The sequence below is a fragment of the Phyllobacterium pellucidum genome, from assembly GCF_013327855.1.
GTDB lineage: Bacteria > Pseudomonadota > Alphaproteobacteria > Rhizobiales > Rhizobiaceae > Phyllobacterium > Phyllobacterium pellucidum.
The window spans coordinates 21,947-39,424 of the sequence record NZ_JABUMX010000004.1 but is presented as its reverse complement, the minus strand read 5'-3'; the positions used below and the strand labels follow the sequence as shown (position 1 = coordinate 39,424).

16 protein-coding genes are annotated in these 17,478 nt (G+C 59.0%); 6 read left to right on the top strand and 10 right to left on the bottom strand.

Annotation, left to right across the window (positions count from 1 at the left end; genetic code table 11):
* The first annotated feature begins 12 nt into the window (after nt 1-12).
* Nucleotides 13-948, top strand: a complete 936-nt coding sequence (locus HQ945_RS16735; protein WP_113281261.1) for a dimethylarginine dimethylaminohydrolase family protein — start codon at nt 13-15, stop codon at nt 946-948.
* Here HQ945_RS16735 and HQ945_RS16730 read toward each other — a convergent pair whose 3' ends face one another.
* The 6 genes from HQ945_RS16730 to HQ945_RS16705 all read right to left on the bottom strand — a co-directional run bounded on the left by HQ945_RS16730 (nt 949) and on the right by HQ945_RS16705 (nt 6,774).
* Nucleotides 949-1,722, bottom strand: coding sequence for a phosphodiesterase (locus tag HQ945_RS16730; protein ID WP_113281260.1), 774 nt, complete (start codon nt 1,720-1,722; stop codon nt 949-951). It lies immediately after the preceding gene.
* Nucleotides 1,719-2,786, bottom strand: coding sequence for a LacI family DNA-binding transcriptional regulator (locus tag HQ945_RS16725; RefSeq protein ID WP_174208303.1), 1,068 nt, complete (start codon nt 2,784-2,786; stop codon nt 1,719-1,721). Before HQ945_RS16725 ends, HQ945_RS16730 begins: the two co-directional genes overlap by 4 nt.
* A 2-nt stretch (nt 2,787-2,788) precedes the next feature.
* On the bottom strand, nt 2,789-3,601 hold the full coding sequence (locus tag HQ945_RS16720; RefSeq protein WP_113281258.1) for an ABC transporter permease: 813 nt from the start codon (nt 3,599-3,601) through the stop codon (nt 2,789-2,791).
* The gene (locus tag HQ945_RS16715) at nt 3,598-4,419 is read right to left on the bottom strand and encodes an ABC transporter permease (RefSeq protein ID WP_113281257.1); all 822 of its coding nucleotides are present in this window, start codon (nt 4,417-4,419) and stop codon (nt 3,598-3,600) included. The genes HQ945_RS16720 and HQ945_RS16715 overlap by 4 nt, the downstream gene beginning before the upstream one ends.
* A 53-nt stretch (nt 4,420-4,472) precedes the next feature.
* Nucleotides 4,473-5,609, bottom strand: a complete 1,137-nt coding sequence (locus HQ945_RS16710) for an ABC transporter substrate-binding protein (RefSeq protein WP_091923168.1) — start codon at nt 5,607-5,609, stop codon at nt 4,473-4,475.
* Between the two features lie 85 nt (nt 5,610-5,694).
* Nucleotides 5,695-6,774 (bottom strand): ABC transporter ATP-binding protein, encoded by a 1,080-nt coding sequence (locus HQ945_RS16705; RefSeq protein WP_113281256.1) that lies wholly within the window; start codon nt 6,772-6,774, stop codon nt 5,695-5,697.
* A 341-nt stretch (nt 6,775-7,115) separates the two neighbouring features.
* On the opposite strand from HQ945_RS16705, the gene HQ945_RS16700 reads away from it, so the two are divergent.
* The 4 genes from HQ945_RS16700 (at nt 7,116) to HQ945_RS16685 (ending at nt 13,340) form a co-directional block, all read left to right on the top strand.
* On the top strand, nt 7,116-8,366 hold the full coding sequence (locus HQ945_RS16700; protein WP_162737227.1) for an efflux RND transporter periplasmic adaptor subunit: 1,251 nt from the start codon (nt 7,116-7,118) through the stop codon (nt 8,364-8,366).
* A complete protein-coding gene (locus HQ945_RS16695) occupies nt 8,363-11,476 on the top strand; it encodes an efflux RND transporter permease subunit (protein WP_174208302.1) in 3,114 nt (1,037 codons plus the stop codon). Before HQ945_RS16700 ends, HQ945_RS16695 begins: the two co-directional genes overlap by 4 nt.
* 282 nt (nt 11,477-11,758) lie before the next feature.
* A complete protein-coding gene (locus tag HQ945_RS16690; protein ID WP_091923162.1) occupies nt 11,759-12,805 on the top strand; it encodes a glutamine synthetase beta-grasp domain-containing protein in 1,047 nt (348 codons plus the stop codon).
* 292 nt (nt 12,806-13,097) lie between these two features.
* Complete coding sequence (locus HQ945_RS16685) at nt 13,098-13,340, top strand: hypothetical protein (RefSeq protein ID WP_036814624.1); 243 nt, start codon at nt 13,098-13,100, stop codon at nt 13,338-13,340.
* Between the two features lie 33 nt (nt 13,341-13,373).
* Here HQ945_RS16685 and HQ945_RS16680 read toward each other — a convergent pair whose 3' ends face one another.
* The 4 genes from HQ945_RS16680 to HQ945_RS16665 form a co-directional block, all read right to left on the bottom strand.
* Nucleotides 13,374-14,351, bottom strand: a complete 978-nt coding sequence (locus HQ945_RS16680) for a hypothetical protein (protein ID WP_113281253.1) — start codon at nt 14,349-14,351, stop codon at nt 13,374-13,376.
* A 152-nt stretch (nt 14,352-14,503) separates the two neighbouring features.
* Nucleotides 14,504-14,854: a hypothetical protein gene (locus HQ945_RS16675; RefSeq protein WP_091950876.1), complete on the bottom strand. Its 351-nt coding sequence runs from the start codon at nt 14,852-14,854 to the stop codon at nt 14,504-14,506.
* 92 nt (nt 14,855-14,946) lie between these two features.
* Complete coding sequence (locus HQ945_RS16670) at nt 14,947-15,462, bottom strand: OsmC family protein (protein ID WP_113281252.1); 516 nt, start codon at nt 15,460-15,462, stop codon at nt 14,947-14,949.
* Between the two features lie 88 nt (nt 15,463-15,550).
* Nucleotides 15,551-16,978: an FAD-binding oxidoreductase gene (locus tag HQ945_RS16665; protein WP_113281412.1), complete on the bottom strand. Its 1,428-nt coding sequence runs from the start codon at nt 16,976-16,978 to the stop codon at nt 15,551-15,553.
* Between the two features lie 410 nt (nt 16,979-17,388).
* Here HQ945_RS16665 and HQ945_RS16660 point away from each other — a divergent pair, with 410 nt between their 5' ends.
* Nucleotides 17,389-17,478 (top strand): K(+)-transporting ATPase subunit F, encoded by a 90-nt coding sequence (locus HQ945_RS16660; protein WP_081815899.1) that lies wholly within the window; start codon nt 17,389-17,391, stop codon nt 17,476-17,478.

Below are 17,478 nucleotides of genomic sequence, written 5' to 3'. Positions count from 1 at the left end.
AGGAGAATTGTCATGACACGGCACGAACAGGACCTTGCAAGCGAAAGCTTCACTTTGAAACGCCGCAACTCCAACGGCGGGACCAAACCGCTTTCAGGCTGGGGATTTCGCAACGAGACCGATCCGCTAACCGACGTTCTCCTCGGCTCGCCGGCGTTCCTGCGGCACATGGCGACAAGCTCGCTGTCGCGCAAGCATTTGCGTGAAGCGCCGTGCAATATCCAGGCGGCGCAGGCGCAGCACAAGGAACTGGTTTCCGCTTATGAACATTTCGGCGTCAAGATCCATTGGCACGAGCCGGAACCCGAACTGCCAATGCAGGTCTATTCGCGCGATTCCAGCGTGATGACTCCTTACGGCGCGATCATCACGGCAATGGCCAACTGGTGGCGTCGCGGCGAAAACTATGCGGCGATCCGCACCTATGAACGGCTTGGCATCCCAATCTACGATATGGTGACGGCAGGGACGTTCGAGGGCGGCGATTTCAATGTGATCGAGGAGGGCTGCGTGCTCATCGGCTGCGGCGGCGCACGAACCCAGGAAGAGGGCGCCCGCCAGGTCGAAGAATGGTTCCGCAAGGAAGGCTGGGAAACCCGCCTTGCTTTCATCGACGAATATTACGTCCACATCGATCTTATGGTCGTGCCGATCGCGCCGAAATTGACGGCCGTCTGCCTTGCCTGCACGGAGCCCGGCATCGTCGACTGGCTGAAGGCAAAGGGCCACGAAATCATCGACGTTCCGTTTCGGGATACAATGAACCTCGGCTGCAACTTCATGTCGCTCGGCAACGACCGGGTTATCGCGCCCTCGTCGAGCAAGACGCTCATCGACAAGCTCAAGGCGACAGGATTCGAAGTCGCCTCGGTCGACATGAGTGAAATCTCCAAGACCGGCGGTGGCATCCATTGCATGGCGCAGGCGCTGGTGCGGCAAGCGGCATGATCAGTAATAGGCGGCGGTCCTGTCGAGAAAATCGTGAAAATGCACGATCACGCCGTTTGCGTCGATGAAGATCACGGCGTAGGCAGGCGGCTCGTGCGTGTTGGCGATGCGGTCTGGCGAAAAATCGAGCGCCGACTGATGGTTGGTGCCGCGCAGGACGCTGACCGGAATGCCGCGCCAGCTTCCTGCGATCGGTCGATGCGCGTGTCCGGCAAAGATGTGCCGGACATTGCCATGCTCGCGCAGCAGCGGATAGAGCGCCTCAGCTTCGATGATGCCCATGCGGTCGAGCAAGGGCATGTGTATCGGAAACGGCGGATGATGCGAGAACAGGAAGACAGGGCGATCTGACGCTTCGTCCAGACGGTCGCGAAGCCAGGCAAGCCGCGCCTCGTCAAGTCTGCCTTCCGGCCGGCCGGGAAGCAGCGTATCGAGCAGGATGAGGCGCCCCTCGCGCGTATCTTCGACACCTTGTACGAATCCCCCATGCGTTGCGGCCTTGTCGAAGACACGAAGGAAGTTGTCGCGGTTATCATGGTTGCCGAGCATCAACCGGTAAGTCGGTACCAGTTCGCGCAAAGCACCCGCCAAAGCCCTGTAGGTGATCTCTTCCCCGGTCTCACTGAGGTCGCCGGTGAATATCACCAGTTCGGCATCGGAATGATTGCGGTTGATATCCGCGACACATGCCTCGAGCCGGGCCAGAGGGTCGAGGCCGCACAGGGTTTCCCCCGGCGTTACCAGGTGGAGGTCGGTTACCTGCAATATCTTCATCGGATTCGCTCGGGTTCGGACCTGGATTTGGCGGTTGCGTTACGGGTGCTGCCGCGTATGACAAGTTCGGTTGTGAGCCGGTCGTGTGCCGGCGGACGGTCCGGTTCCGACTCCCGTTGATCGAGAAGCGCTACCGCATGGGCAGCCATCACGGCGGCATCCTGCCGGAAGGTGGTGAGATTGAAGGCGTCCCATTGCGCTTCGGGAATGTCGTCGAAGCCGATCACCGACACATCGCCGGGAATTGTGAGGTTCGTATGATGGGTGATGTAGTCAATGAGCCCGAAAGCAACGAGATCGTTGACGCAGAAAACAGCATCCGGTCGCTTCACGCCGGAGAACAACTGCTGGGCAGCCTCTTGACCGCCGGAATAGTTGGAGTTGCTGCCATTGCCGATCATTACCTCGGCGCCGCGTAGTTCTCCTTCGTGTCGAAATCCGTGCTCGCGTTCGATGGTGGTCGGCGTGCGCGACATCGCACCGGCGAAGCCCAGCCGTTTTGCACCACCGGCTAGGAAAAACCGGGCGGCTTCGCGTCCCGCGCCCTCATTGTCGATGTTGACGTCGTCGGCCCCCGTTTCTGAACGTCCGAGCACAATGAGCGGTTGACCATTGCGGCGGGCAAGATCAACAAAGGATGAGGGCGGGGAACCGGACAGAATGATCGTCGCCTCGGCACGGTAGCCGAATAGCGTCTTCTGGGCGGCCACGAGTTCTTCTTCGGTATTGCCGGTATTGATGACGATCGGAACGCTGCCGCGCTGAATCAATGCCTTGGTAAGGGCCGCGACAAGGTGGGAGCGATAGCCAAGTTCGGGGTTAGTGACGACAAGGCCGACAAGCCGGCTCTTGCGCGCCAGCAGACCGCGGGCAAGGTCATTGACCTGGTAGCCGAGCGCTTCGGCGGCCTCCATGATTTTTTCGCGTTTCTTGGCGGAAACACTGGCCCCAGGCGTAAAGGCGCGCGACACCGCCGAGCGCGAAACGCCGGCATACTTGGCCACCTGCAGCGCACTGACGAACTGCTTGTCATCCTTCGACGTTTTCTTGTCCTTGGATTTCATTTCTAATGTCCGACCTTGGATAGTACGTCCGCCCGCAAGAATCGCTCCACAACCAGCATGAAGCCTATCGACGGCACGAGCAACAGAAGAGCGGTGATGGATGCAATCTGGTAATTGCCGCCGGCGCCCGCCGTATAGAGCAGCAACGGCAGGGTGTTCACATCCGGCGCGCCGACGAAGTAGCTGCCGGTGAATTCGTCGAGCGATTCCAGAAACACGAAGATGGCGCTGGCGAGGAGGCCGGGAGCCGCGAGCGGCAATGTTACATCGCGAAACGCGCGCATAGGGCCGGCGCCGATCGAGCGCGCTGCCTCCTCAAGATCGACGTCAACTGCTGCGAAGGCCGCCGTTGCAATCCATACCGCATAGACCAGCCCATGTGTCACATGGACGAGCACGACGCCGGTTATCGTACCGTTGAGGCCGATCTCATAGAAGAAGCGGGCAATGTTCACATAAACAGGCAGGTTGGGAAACGCCTGCGGTATCAGGAATGCCAACAGGATCAGCCCGCGGAAGGGCAGCTTAAGGCGTGACAGCGCATAGCCCGCCGGGATGGCAAGGACCAGCGATACGAGGACGGTGAGCGATGCGATAAGGATGCTGGTCGCGAGCGAGGACATGGCGTTGCCGCGCGACGAGAATACCCGTTGCCAGAAGCTGAACCCATATTCGAGCGGGAGCATATGCGGGAAATACCATTTTTCGGCGACTGTCCAGAGGACGAGATTGGTAAGGGGGCCGAAGATGATGAAGGCGATGAGGCCGAGAACAACGGCGCGCGGCAGCCACCAGAGATCGAAGCGAGCCGTCATGACCGCTCCTTCACCGAATGGCGTAGATAAATGAGGGCAACGCCGGCCGTCAGCAACAGTGATATCATTCCGAGCGCGTTGGCGACGCCGTAGTCGCCATGGGCATTGATGCGGAAAGCAATATCCGCCGTCAGCATGGTCGGCGACTGGGCGTTTATCATCAAGGGCACCGAAAGCACCGACATCATCGTCACGAATGACAGGATCAGGCCGACGAGCAGTGTGCCGGCAACCTGCGGCAGCACGATTTCTATGAGAATGCGCATGCGCGATGCACCGAGATTGCGCGCCGCCTCGATGGTGCTGCGGTCGAGCGAGGCCATCGCGCCCGCAAGGAGGAGCGTCACGAAAGGGGTCTGCTTCCAGACGAAAGCGATAACGATGCCGCGCCAGTCCAGAAATCCTGTTGTTTGCAAAGGTGTCAGTATGCCGAGACTGATCAGGACATTGTTCATCAACCCGTTCTTGGCGAGAAAGGTGCGCATGACCTGGCCGACGACGATGAACGGGATGAACATGGGCCAGCGATAAAGCCAGCGCAGCACCGCCACGGCGCGTGGATTTTCGCCGAGGGTGAGGTAGCCGCCAATGGCAATGGCAATGATGCCGATGAGGGCCGTCGAAATCGCGACGATGACGAGCGTAAAGATCATGTCGCTCGAATAAAGATCGAAGGATTTGGCGAAATTATCCAGGCCGAACCGGTCGCCGACCTCGAACGCGCCGATGATGGAGGCCGCGAGCGGGACGATGAAAAACAGAAGGATCATCGCCAGGGCGGGCAGGACGAGCAGGAGGGCTAGAAGACGTTTGGGCATGAACTGGTCCGGATGAGGAGTGGCCGCCGGGGGTGCCGGCGGCCCAGTTGCTATCAGTTGGCGACGTTCTTCTCATAGGCTTCGAGGATGGCCTTGTTATAAGGCGCGATCGGGAAGGGCTTGCCCTTGCTGGCCAGGTCATCAGGCGTGATATCGACGAAGAGCTTGTCCCAGCTCGCCTTGTCCAGTTCCGGCTGCACGAATTTCGCGTCAATGCCCGGATACCAGTTGAAGCGCTTGACGATTCCATCGGCCTGCACTTTCGGGCTGGTTGCCAGTGCAACGAACTTCTCGGCGAGTTCCGTATTCGGGCTCTTCGCGGGAATGACATAGTGCATGGGCTGGCCTGGCATGCCCGGCGCAGGCAGGATCAGTTTCATTTCCGGCGGAAGCTTGCCGTCCGCTTTCCACGAATAGAACATATCGACCCAGACCGGACCCATGGCGATTTCGCCGCGGCTCAGCATGTCAAGTGTCCCGGCATTGCCAGGCGTGAGCGTCGCGTTGGTGGTAAAATCCTTGAGGCTGGCGAAAGCCTTGTCCCACTTTTTGGTTTCGGCTTCCTCGAAGGGTCCGTTCATCAGCTTTGTCGCATCGCCATCGCCGAAAGCATAGATCCAGCCCATGACGAAGCTGACCCCAGAAGCGCCGCCCTTGATGCCGTTATAGCCGAACTGCTTCGGATTTTCCTTGGCCCAGCTTACGAGCTCCTGATAGCTCTTCGGCGGATTGGGCACCGTGGCCGGATTGTAGGCAATGGCGGTCTGGCTCGAGAACATGGGCATGACATAGCCATCGACATTGGCGCCGAGCGCAAGCTTCGCCTTTTCGCTCGTCACCATCTCACCGGACGGAATCTTGGATTTGTAGGCTTCAAGGTAGCCGTCGGCGACGAGGGGTCCGGCGAATTTTTCGTGGACGACAGCGACGTCCACATCCCACTTGTCTGCGTTGGCTTTCGCCTGCGCGTCGAAGCGCTCGACGATCTTCTGCGAACCGGCATCGCCTGGGCCCGTTCCGACAACGCGCACCTTCGCGCCGGGATTTTCCTTCTCGAAGAGCGGAGCAAGGTAATCATTCACATAATCGACCATGTTCTGGTCGCCTGCGGTCACGACAGTAAGATCCGCGGCGGCCGCCGGTGTTGTGGCGAGGCCGAGGATGATCGAAGCTTGAAGAAGATGTTTCATTCCGTAACTCCCTGAGCAAGATTTGGTTATCAACTCTATTCCCTGGCGCACTTAGGTAGGGCGCCATAACTCCGTGCGAACTCCATCACGCGTTGAAGATGAAGAGCGAACTCTCCGGCACATGTACCTTCACTGTTTCGCCCTGATCGAAGGGCCGGTCGGCGTCGACGAGAATCTCCTGGTTGCCGAGATGCACGGCATGGCGCCAATGTCCGCCGGGATAGGTGACGCTTGCCACCTGGCCGCGCAACTCGAGGGCGCCAGCTGCAGGCGTCGTCTTCTCGCCGTTGCGGACGAGGCTCGCGGCCTCGGCGCGAAAACGCAGTTCAACCGGCCCGCTTGTGACGTCCCGGCCGCCACGTCCTGTCACGGTCGGTGGGCTCATCGCGCTCTCCATCAGCTCGATATGTTCGCCGCTCACCCTTGCCTGCATTGTCAGAAGGTTTTCGGCGCCCATGAAGGCGGCAACGAAGGGTGAAGCCGGCCTGTTGTAGACGTCTTCCGGCGTTCCCTGCTGTTCGATGCGCCCCGCGTTCATGATGACGATGCGATCGGCCATTACCATGGCCTCTTCTCGATCATGGGTGACATGAATGGCGGTGATGCCGAGCCGCTTCTGCAGCGAGCGAATTTCATGGCGCACTGTCAGCCGGATCCGCGCATCGAGGTTTGACAAGGGCTCATCGAGGAGCAGGATTTCGGGATCGATCGCCAGTGCCCGGCCAAGCGCCACGCGCTGGCGTTGGCCGCCTGAAAGCTGGCCGGGTTTGCGACTGCCAAGGCCGCCAAGGCCAAGCAGCGCCTGCATTTCGGTCACCCGCTTTTCGATCTCACCACGCGAGCGCCCCTGCAGCTTCAGTCCGTAGCCGATGTTCTGCGCGACCGTCATGTGCGGCCACAGCGCGTAGGATTGAAAGACGAGAGCCATGCCGCGTTTGTCCGGAGGCAATTGCGTTACGTCGCGTCCGGCGACCGAGACTGCTCCGGCCGAGGGTTTGGCAAAGCCGGCGATTGTTCTTAAGAGTGTTGTCTTCCCGCAGCCGGACGAGCCGAGAAGCGCCACGAATTCGCCCTTGCCGATCGAAAGGTCAAGATCGGTCAGCACGGTTGTCCCGCCATAGCCTACACTGAGATTCTCTACCTTGAGAAAAGCCTGCCTGGTCATTTTCTTCCCCGTATTGCACAGCTGCGCAATTATTTTCCTTGTACTGTCTTTTTATAACAGTCCCGTGACAAGCGAAAAATTCAGTGAAGCGTTTTTCGCCTGCGGGCACCGTCGACGTCGCAGGTTCATCCAACCCTTCGCAACCTGGGTTAAATCGTAACAATTGCGTGACCGACAGTTGATGGCTGGCCCGCGCCCCGCGAAAAACCCAATTGCCGCCTATAGGTGGGACGTGAAACGAAGCCGTGCACCTTATGAATATTACAAAACTATAATTTGTAATGGGCTGCCGGAGGGGTAGTTCTGACATGTTCGATAGAGTTCGAGAAAGAGAACACCTCATGAAGCGTATAGGCCTTGTGATCGCCATTCCGGTCATGATCGGCGTCGGCTATTTTCTCGCCTATCCCGAACTCTCGCTTCGTGCCTCTGCACCGGACAAGGGCGCAATGCCGACAGGCTCGCTCTCCGCAAGCGGGGGCAATGCACAGGCGCAGACAAAGAAGCGCAATGCCATCGTGCCACTCGTCGTGGTTGCAGAGGCGAAGAAAGAGGACGTTCCGGTAACGAAAACGGTCGTCGGGTCGATCGAGCCCATCGAGACCGTCGCGGTTCGCCCGCAGATTGACGGCGTCGTGGTCGAAAAGCACGTCATCGATGGCCAGATGATCAAAGCCGGCGACGTGCTTTTCAAACTGGACGATCGAGCGCTCAATGCAACGCTTGCCAAGGACCAGTCCTTGCTTGCGAAGGATGAAGCCAGCCTCGTGTCGGCGAAACTCGATCTTTCGGGCGCGCAGGATCTTGCCAAGCAACGTGTGGGTACGGACCAGCAGGCCTATCAGGCGGATGCCGCGGTAAAGGTCATCGAGGCGACGATCGATATGGACAAGGCGCAAATCGCGGCGGATCAGGTCCAACTTTCTTATACGACGATCAAGGCTCCGATCGACGGCCGCGTCGGGGTCGTCAATACCTCCGTCGGCAATCTGGTACGCACCGCCGATACGACGAACCTTTTGACGATCACCCGCATGGCTCCGCTGCGCGTCGCGTTCACGCTTGCCGAAAGCGATTTGCCGGCGTTGCGGGCGGCGGTCGCCAGTCATCCGGCGTCCGTCCAGATAAAGCTTCCGGGCAGCAATGATGTTATCGCGACCGGGACGCTCAACTTCATCGATTCCAGCGTCGACACCGCCTCCGGCACCATCGTCCTCAAGGCCGATATTGCCAATGAGGATGGAGCGCTTTGGCCCGGGCAATATGTGAAAACCGTTGTCGATCTCAGTCTGCAGAAGGATGCGACGACTGTTCCCCTTATCGCCGTGCAGCAGGGCAATAGCGGCTCATTTGTCTTCCTTGTCCATCCCGACAAGAAAGTGGCTATGCAGAACGTGACGCTCGCCAATACCGTCGGCGAAACCGCTGTCATCGCATCGGGCATCCAGCCCGGCGATCAGGTCGTGGTTGACGGCCAATTGCACCTCCAGGACGGGGCGACTGTGCAAACGACGACGAAGGAGGCGCAAGCAGCCCCCGTGCCAGACCCTGGCAGTGACAACAAGGCGCTGAGCGTCGAGGCCGCCCAATGAATCTTTCTGCACTCTTCATCCGGCGGCCGATTGCGACGATACTATTGTCCGTCGCACTCGCAGCTTCGGGGATATTTGCCTATAAGTTCCTGCCGGTTGCGGCCCTGCCGCAGGTCGATTTTCCCATCGTAACGGTTTCGGCGAAGCTCCCCGGTGCATCGCCCGATACGATGGCCAATGCGGTCGCAACGCCGCTTATCAAGCAGTTTTCAACAATCCAGGCCATTTCGACGATCAGTTCGACAAGCACGCTCGGCTCGACCCAGATCACGCTCGAATTCGATCTCAACCGCGACATCGACCAGGCCGCAGCCGATGTCGAAGCGGCGATCGCCAGTACGCTCCGCCGCCTGCCGCCGAATATGACGACCCCGCCGAGCTACCGGAAGACCAATCCCGCCGATGCACCGGTGGTTCTCGTTGCGTTGCAGAGCGACACGATGCAGCTCTCGAAGCTCGACGACTACGCCGAAAATGTCATGTCGCCGGCTTTCTCGACGATCAGCGGTGTTGGCGAAGTCCAGGTTCTGGGTACCAAGCAATATGCGGTGCGCGTCGAAGTCGATCCCAATGCGGCAACGGCGCGCGGCATCGGCCTCGACGAATTGACCACCGCGGTGGCGGCGAAGAACTCGATTGCTCCGGTCGGCACCATATCGAGCCCGACGCAGCAGATGGCGATCCAGGCCAATACCCAGGCGGAAAACGCTGATACTTTCCGTCAGATCATCGTTGCCGCGCCCAACGGAAAGATGGTGCGGCTCGGCGATGTAGCGCGCGTCATCGATTCGGTCGCGACGACCCAGACCGAGAGCCGCTATGACGGCAAGCCATCGCTAGTGCTGGCCGTGTTCCGGCAGCCCGGCGCCAATACGGTAGACGTGGTGGACCGCGTGCGCGAAATCCTGCCGCAGTTCGAAAAGGATCTCGGCCCATCGGCCAGCATTCATATCGTCAACGATCGTTCGGCATCCATCCGCCAGGCCGTCTCCGATGTGCAGTTCACCCTGCTTCTGACGATTGCCCTTGTTATATTGGTGATCTTCGTCTTCTTGCGCCGGCTCTCCGCTACGCTGATTCCCGTCGTCGCGGTTCCCCTGTCGCTTATCGCCACGCTCGGGGCGATGTATGTCCTCGGCTTTTCCATCGACAATATTTCGCTTCTGGGTCTGACACTTTCGGTGGGTCTCGTCGTCGACGACGCCATCGTCATGCTCGAAAACATAACCCGGCATATCGAAGAGGGGATGCCCCCATTCGAAGCGGCGCTGAAGGGCAGCGAGGAGATCGGCTTTACCATTATTTCAATCACCACTTCGCTGGTGGCGGTGTTCATTCCCATCCTTTTGATGGGCGGCGTCGTCGGACGCATATTCAATGAATTCGCGGTCGTCGTCACCGTTGCGATCTGCGCCTCGGCTCTTATATCGCTCACGCTGACGCCGATGCTCTGCAGTCAATTGCGCGGCCACCAGAACGAGACGGAAAAGAAGAAGCCACCCCTGACCGAACGCATATTCGACGCTGTTCAGGGAGGTTATGGGCGCCTGCTCGACATTTGCCTGCGTGCCCGTCCAGTCATCCTTGTCGTTTTCCTTCTGACCGTTGTCGCCACGGTCTACCTCTTTTCGACGATCAACAAGGGCTTCCTTCCGACCGAAGATATCGGACAACTATCCATCTCGACGGAAGCGCGGCAGGACATCTCTTATGATGCGATGGTGGCACTGCAAAAGCAGGTGGCGAGTGCCGTATCCGGCCGTCCCTATGTTGCCCATGTGGTTTCCAGCGTAGGCGGCGGTTTCAACTCCGCAAGCCTCAATCAAGGGCGGCTGTTCGTGGAGCTGAAGCCGAAGTCCGAACGGATGCCGTTGGAAGAACTTCTGCGTGACCTGCGGCAGACGCTGGCAAAAATTCCGGGCATTACCAGCTATCCCGTCGCCGTTCAGAACCTGCGTATCGGCGGCGTATCCTCGAATGCACAGTATCAATATGTACTGCAGAGTGTCAGTTCGACGGATCTCTATCCCTGGTCGCAAAAAATGCTGCTCGCCATGCAGCAGGAGCGGCAGACATTCGTGGATGTGTCGAGCAATCTGCAGAACAATGCCCTACAGGCCAACCTCGTCATCGATCACGACAAGGCGCAATTGCTCGGCATCAATTCGGACCAGCTTCGTAATACGCTTTATTACGCGTTCGGCACGAACCAGGCATCGACCATCTTCGCCACAGGCGACAGCTACGAGGTCATCGTCGAGCTTGACCCCGATATTCCGTGGACAGCCGACAAGCTCGACCAGATGCAGATCCGCTCGACCACGACCAACAAGCTCATTCCGCTTTCTGCCTTCGCCCGGGTGGAGCGCACCACGGGTCTCCTTGCAGTCAACCAGCTCGGCCAGCTCCCCGCAGTCACGATCTCGTTCAACCTGCCGCAGGGCGTGTCGCTCGGTCAGGCGATACAGGAACTCGACACGCTGAAGACGCAGCTCGGCGTGCCAACGACGATAACCTCCACCTTCACGGGAACGGCCCAGGTATTCGAGCAATCGCTGGCAAATCAGGGCTTGCTTGTCGGCGCGGCGATTTTGACGATCTACATTGTGCTTGGAATTCTCTACGAGAGCTTCGTTCACCCGCTGACCATCCTGACCGGACTGCCCGCTGCTGCCGCAGGCGCGCTGGCCACACTCGAGCTCTTCGGCTACGACCTCAGCGTCATCGCCATCATCGGCATCCTGATGCTGATCGGTATCGTCAAGAAAAACGCCATCATGATGATCGACTTCGCGCTGGTCCGGCAAAGGGCGGGCGAAACGTCGCTTGATGCCATCCGCCAAGCGTGCCTTGTCCGTTTCCGGCCTATCATGATGACGACGCTTGCTGCATTGATGGGCACAATTCCAATCGCGATTGGTGCAGGCGCAAGTTCCGAGTTGCGTCAGCCGCTCGGTGTCGCGGTTGTCGGCGGCCTCATCGTTTCCCAGATACTTACGCTGTTCATCACGCCGGTGATCTTCCTCTATATGGAAGACCTGTCGCGGCTTCTCGGCAAGGCCGCAAAGCGGCTGTCGCGTAGCGCCCATGTTCCCGAGGCAGCAGAGTAACGCCCCCCCAACCTGCTCAAAACATAGGCAAATCGACGCCCTTACGTGTCGAATTTTTGAGCGTAGGCCGATATATATGTCATCGACGAAAGGGCATCGGGTCGTCGGCGGGCGTGAGCCGTTCACGAAACCGGCGATTCCTCGATTTTGCCCGGCGCCCCACACCCATCGCGTCAGTTGGCACACAAATTGCTTTAATGAAATCATCCAGCAAGTCGCGCCCAAATCAACGAGACGCTTGCGGCAGGATCACTAGGCAAATTACGTGTGAGAGAACGCAAAATGACAAAATACAAGCTCGAGTACATCTGGCTCGACGGTCACGAACCGGTACAGAATCTTCGCGGCAAGACGCAGATAAAGGAATTCGCGGAATTCCCCACGCTTGAACAGCTTCCTCTCTGGGGCTTCGATGGCAGCTCCACCAATCAGGCCGAAGGCCGCAGCTCGGATTGCGTGTTGAAGCCGGTTGCCGTTTATCCGGATCCGGAGCGCACGAACGGCGTTCTCGTCATGTGCGAAGTCATGATGCCAGATGGCGTCACACCGCACGTTTCCAATAAGCGCGCAACCGTCCTTGACGATGACGGCGCCTGGTTCGGCTTCGAACAGGAATACTTCTTCTACAAAAACGGTCGTCCGCTCGGTTTCCCGGAAGCCGGTTACCCGGCGCCGCAAGGGCCGTACTATACAGGCGTTGGTTATAGCAATGTCGGCGACGTCGCCCGCAAGATCGTTGAAGAACACCTCGACGTGTGCCTTGCTGCCGGCATCAATCATGAAGGCATCAACGCCGAAGTCGCCAAGGGCCAGTGGGAATTCCAGATTTTCGGAAAGGGCTCCAGGAAGGCTGCCGACGAAGTCTGGCTCGCACGTTACCTGATGCTCCGCCTGACCGAAAAGTATGGAATCGACATCGAATGGCACTGCAAGCCGCTCGGCGATACGGACTGGAACGGCTCGGGCATGCATGCCAACTTCTCGACCACCTACATGCGCGAAGTTGGCGGCAAGGAGTATTTCGAGGACCTGATGGCAGCATTTGAATCGGCGCGCGCCGATCACATCGCCGTCTATGGCCCGGACAACCACATGCGCCTGACGGGCAAGCACGAAACTCAGTCGATCCACACGTTCAGCTACGGCATTGCCGACCGTGGTGCCTCGATCCGCGTTCCGCACAGCTTCGTCAACAGCGGCTACCGCGGTTATCTGGAAGATCGCCGTCCGAATTCCCAGGGCAACCCCTACGAGATCGCTTCGCAGATCCTCAAGACGATCGCTTCGGTTCCGGTTGAAATCGAGCAGCGGCTCGCCGCAGCCGAATAAATCCATTGTCACGGCGCGGCGTTTTGCTGCGCCGTGACATTTCAGATTGTTCGATAGTCCCGAACAGGGTCCGGTCAGACATTGCGCGAAACTGGAGCAAATTAGCTCTGGCGCCCAAAAACCTCACTCGGCAACGCCGCTTCGGCGCGTTGACTGAATCGTGATGCGACGAATAAAATCGCATATGGATAGACGCGTGGGTGCGCGCTACGTTAAAACCCAAAGAGGCACTTCCCGGCGATGCGCTGCTCATGCTGGAACGCGTGCTGTTAAACTTTGGGGGGAACTGACGATGACCATCGAAAGGCCGCAACGCCCGCGCACCCATCCAGCGCGATTTCATCAGTGTCAGTTGGCGATTGAGGACGAGGTGATTGAACTCGTCGGCAGGGCGTGCGATGCCGGCTGGCATCGTGACGAAATTCTTTCAGCCATGATGGAAGTCATCGATGACCTCGCGCTTGCACGTCGTGAGGATGTGGCTATTTCGGTCGAAGTGCGGGTCTCCCGGCTCCTTGGGAGAAGCCAAGGGTAAGTTGGCAGGCCGAGGCCGACCCTCCTGCACTGATCAGCCCAATCTGCTGGTGCGCAATGGCAGGCCGGAGGCAACAACCTTCGAATCCGGGTCATTCACGCCAATCTCAGCCAGTTTCGCAATGATCGCATCCCTGATGGGGCCTGCCTGATCCGTTGGTCCGATAATGATGCGGTCGATTAGTTCGGGCAGTTCGATGCCGGTCAAATGGTTGCCCGGGTCATTCTTCAGCGGCAACGCGTAGACGGGCTGCGGGATTCGGTCGATAACCTCGTGCGTCTTGAAGAGCCGTTTTGAAGGCCAGAGCAAGGGATTGGTCAGAACGCGCCATTCGCGCTCATCACGCAGGCCCGGATGCTTCCAGCAAGTCACTGCGAAAAGCAGCATTAGGAACACGACTTCCGTGAGCGCACCCTTGCTGAGCTTTGCCAGAAAATCCCGGTTGGAAGCGACACGGTGGGCCACAAGTTTGAACTCGTCGTCAAACTGCTTGTTGGTCCAGTAGGTCACCGGGCCGGGATATGCCTGCAGTGCATCGGTCATTTGTATGAATGGCGCGACGTTCACGACGGCGGCAACGGCGACTTCCTCGTCGTCGAAGGCCCGCCACAGCGATAGCCGACCGGTCGAGTGCTCTTCGAGATCGTGCTCGGCAACGGACAAGACATAGGTCTCGTTGCGCAATCGCGGCAGCCACAGCTCGAATTTCTTTACCCCGTCCTGCCAGATGCCGGGCATGCAGAATTCGAGCGTCTGCGCGAGTTGCGCGGTGCGGCTGCTATCGTTCAGCCATTCCTGAACCTTTGCGGCCGCGTATTCCGTGTCACCGTCGTCATTCATGCACCTCGCATTTCGAAACCAGACTTGCTGCCTGTCGAGAATGCGGAAGAGGTTTGCTGCGGTCGTATAGTGCACAAAGCGCGAATGTCGTTTGATCGACGCTCGCCCTTCAAAGGCAGTCGGCATGAAAATGCTGAGCATTTTGACGACTACCGGATCCCATTCTTCCATGACTGTTACCGCATCTCTGGATTGGCGAGTCGCCACTCTGCGCCTGCCTTTTGTGATCGGCAATGCCTCGCTTTGCCGCGTCCACTTCTACAGGTCCGCGCTTGCGTCAACCTGTTTCCCATGGCGACGATCGACGCAAAATGGAGACGGATTTACTGACCGCAGAAGCGGGCTGTCGCCGTTCCTATCGACTGGAATTTGCCGTTGGCGGTGACGACGCTGGCGCAGACTTGGGTCCTCGCGTTCCACCAGTAAGCCGTATTGTCCTGGAAGCTCACGGAGGCGTAGCCACGTGCCGTCATCTGGCTTGCGGCTGACTTTGCGGGCTTGTTGACGAGATCGGCAAGGTCTGTAGGCGCACCACCACCTCCCACTGTCGCGGTTGCGGCCATGCCGGGCGGCAGGGTTGATGCGGGAACTGCGTTCGCATCGTCGCCAGTTGTCGACTGACATCCGGCCATTGCAAATGTCGCTAACAGAATGAGTGCACCTGCACCACGCATGTTCGTCTCTCCCCCATAGACTGCTACGCCGAGAGTTTGACATGTCTTGGTTCAAAGTGCACCAGCAGATTGTTGGCAGGCGAGGGTGCCGCTCAACCTTGGCTATGCCGGAGCGTGATCTCAACCGCCGGTCCATTGCGAACGGTCTGGTACACCACGCAATAGCGTTCGGTGAGCTTCAGCAATTGATCCAGCTTGTCTTGCGGCGCATCGGTGTCGAGATCGAAGACGAGACGGATTTGCTTGAAGCCGACAGGCGCGTCCCTTTCAACACCGAGCGTGCCACGGAAGTCGAGGTCGCCTTCTGCCGCGACACTGCCGGATTTCAAGGGAATTTCAAGAGCCGTGGCCACGGCCTTGAGAGTTACGCCGGCGCAGGCCACGAGGGCTTCAAGCAACATGTCGCCTGAGCAAACCTCCATGCCGCTGCCGCCAGTGGCCGTGTGCAGCCCCGCGACGGCGAGCGCCCGCCCTGTTTCCACCTTGCAGGCTATGTTCTGGTCGTCGATGCTCCCTTGCGCTTTAAGCGTGATGAAAGCGTCCTCGGGGTTTGTGCGGTAGCGATCCTTGATGGGCGCCTGGATTGCGCGCAGTTGAGCAGCATCCATGATTGGTCTCCCTGGTTCGGATGTCTCAACATAGCATAGTTGCGAAAGACGGTAGTGCGGCCGTCTTTCGCCCTTTACTACTGACAGCCTAACTCGCCTTCGGCTTCACGTTCTGGTTCATCCGGAAGAGATTTTGCGGATCGTAGCGGTGTTTGAGCGCGGCGAGCCGTTTGTAGTTGCTGCCATAAGCTTCCTCGACACGGTCAACTTCATCGCCGGGCATGAAGTTGATATAGGCCGTTCCAGTCGCATGCGGCCTCATGGCGTCATAGAGGCCACGCGCCCATCCGATACACGCCTTGTCCATTTCCGGTGTTTGCCAGCGCGCATGGACGTTCATCACGAAGTGCGAGTTGCGTTGCGGAAACGCTGTTGCCTCAAGGGGGACGCGGCCAGCGGCTCCGCCAACATGGGCGGTGAAGATCTCACACTCGGGACCCGGAAGATTTCGCACGGCTTCGGTCAAGACTTTGATCGAAGCATCCGACAGTTCGGCAAGGTCGTGGCTCTTCCAATAGTTGCGCGCGCCCGGCGCAAGCAGTGGATCGAAAGCCTGTTGCCAACCGGCAAAGGGCGCCGGGCCGACGACATCGGCGATCGGCTTGCCGATCGAGCGCAGCCGCTTTGTCGCCTGTTCGCCGTCTTGCACTGCGCCGCAATAGCACATGGCGAGTATAAGCACCTCCTTGCCGTGCCATTCGGCGGAAAGAAACGGCAACGGGGGCGCCTGCCGCATGACGGTCCAGCAGGTGAGTTCATCCGGCGCCGTTTCGAGCGCGGCCCGGTATTCCTTGAGGACGGCTTCGGCATCGGCGAAAGGATGCACGACGAGTCCGGCGAGGACGTCGGGTCCGACCTTGTTCAATTGAAACTCGAAGGCGGTAACGATGCCGAAGTTTCCGCCGCCGCCGCGCAGGGCCCAGAAAAGGTCGGGGTGCTCGGCCTCGCTCGCATGCACAAGTTCGCCATCAGCCGTTACAACGTCGGCCGAAAGGAGATTGTCGATCGTCAGGCCGAACTTGCGGGTGATCCAGCCAAAACCGCCGCCGAGTGTCAGCCCGGCAATACCGGTGGTGGAGTTGATGCCGGTGGGAACAGCCAATCCGAAGGCCTGGGTTTCTCGATCGACATCGGCCAATGTGGCGCCCGGTTCGATTCGCGCAAGCTTCGCCGCAGCATCGACCTGCACGAATTTCATCTGCGACAGGTCAATCACCACGCCGCCGTCGCAAACGGCGCTGCCGGCTATGTTGTGCCCGCCGCCGCGGACGGAAACGAGTAAACCGTCACCCCGCGCAAAACGCACCGCATTGACGACGTCGTGTGCATCGGCACAACGAATGATGAGGCCGGGCCTCCGGTCGATCATGCCATTCCAGATCGACCGTGCCTCGTCATAGGAAGCGTGCTTTTCGCCAATAAGGCTCCCGCGCATTTGTGCGGCGAGCGCTTCGACTGCACTGGCACTGATGTTCTTCTTACCGGATTCCAGGGTAGATAAGCCCAAATCGTTCATGATCAGTCCTCCGTTGGGCGGGAAGCGCATTCCTGCCCTTCAATGCGGAGTTTGATCCCCCATCGGCACTACCGCAAGTTCTGGAACTGTACTGGTCGCCCGGTGCTGGCCCCTTGTGCCCGGCGTTCCTTATGGAATCCTTATGCGTTTGCGGCTGACGCCGTCTCGAATTCCTATTTCGTAAAGAGTCATACTCCGCGCCATCAGGAGAGCTCCGGCAATAGTTGCCGGGGCCGTCTCTGATTGAGATTTTATAACCTTATCCATGGGTTGACCGCTTTGATCGGGTCCATGGATAACAAGGAGTATCTGCGATGGATTTGATCTTTCTCGGGGTCGGCGTGGTGCTGATCGTCCTCTCGCTGGCTTATACCAAAGCCTGCGACAGTCTTTGACTGGAGGAGCGCGAGATGACCCTCGACTATATTCTCGGCGGCGCGGTGACCCTCTTCCTGCTCGCCTATCTCACCTACGCCCTCGTTCGCCCAGAGCGCTTCTGA

Coding starts and splice junctions, on each gene's coding strand:
- HQ945_RS16735 (WP_113281261.1), top strand. CDS start 13: ATGACACGGCACGAACAGGACCTTGCAAGCGAAAGCTTCACTTTGAAA.
- HQ945_RS16730 (WP_113281260.1), bottom strand. CDS start 1,722: ATGAAGATATTGCAGGTAACCGACCTCCACCTGGTAACGCCGGGGGAA.
- HQ945_RS16725 (WP_174208303.1), bottom strand. CDS start 2,786: ATGAAATCCAAGGACAAGAAAACGTCGAAGGATGACAAGCAGTTCGTC.
- HQ945_RS16720 (WP_113281258.1), bottom strand. CDS start 3,601: ATGACGGCTCGCTTCGATCTCTGGTGGCTGCCGCGCGCCGTTGTTCTC.
- HQ945_RS16715 (WP_113281257.1), bottom strand. CDS start 4,419: ATGCCCAAACGTCTTCTAGCCCTCCTGCTCGTCCTGCCCGCCCTGGCG.
- HQ945_RS16710 (WP_091923168.1), bottom strand. CDS start 5,609: ATGAAACATCTTCTTCAAGCTTCGATCATCCTCGGCCTCGCCACAACA.
- HQ945_RS16705 (WP_113281256.1), bottom strand. CDS start 6,774: ATGACCAGGCAGGCTTTTCTCAAGGTAGAGAATCTCAGTGTAGGCTAT.
- HQ945_RS16700 (WP_162737227.1), top strand. CDS start 7,116: ATGAAGCGTATAGGCCTTGTGATCGCCATTCCGGTCATGATCGGCGTC.
- HQ945_RS16695 (WP_174208302.1), top strand. CDS start 8,363: ATGAATCTTTCTGCACTCTTCATCCGGCGGCCGATTGCGACGATACTA.
- HQ945_RS16690 (WP_091923162.1), top strand. CDS start 11,759: ATGACAAAATACAAGCTCGAGTACATCTGGCTCGACGGTCACGAACCG.
- HQ945_RS16685 (WP_036814624.1), top strand. CDS start 13,098: ATGACCATCGAAAGGCCGCAACGCCCGCGCACCCATCCAGCGCGATTT.
- HQ945_RS16680 (WP_113281253.1), bottom strand. CDS start 14,351: ATGGAAGAATGGGATCCGGTAGTCGTCAAAATGCTCAGCATTTTCATG.
- HQ945_RS16675 (WP_091950876.1), bottom strand. CDS start 14,854: ATGCGTGGTGCAGGTGCACTCATTCTGTTAGCGACATTTGCAATGGCC.
- HQ945_RS16670 (WP_113281252.1), bottom strand. CDS start 15,462: ATGGATGCTGCTCAACTGCGCGCAATCCAGGCGCCCATCAAGGATCGC.
- HQ945_RS16665 (WP_113281412.1), bottom strand. CDS start 16,978: ATGAACGATTTGGGCTTATCTACCCTGGAATCCGGTAAGAAGAACATC.
- HQ945_RS16660 (WP_081815899.1), top strand. CDS start 17,389: ATGACCCTCGACTATATTCTCGGCGGCGCGGTGACCCTCTTCCTGCTC.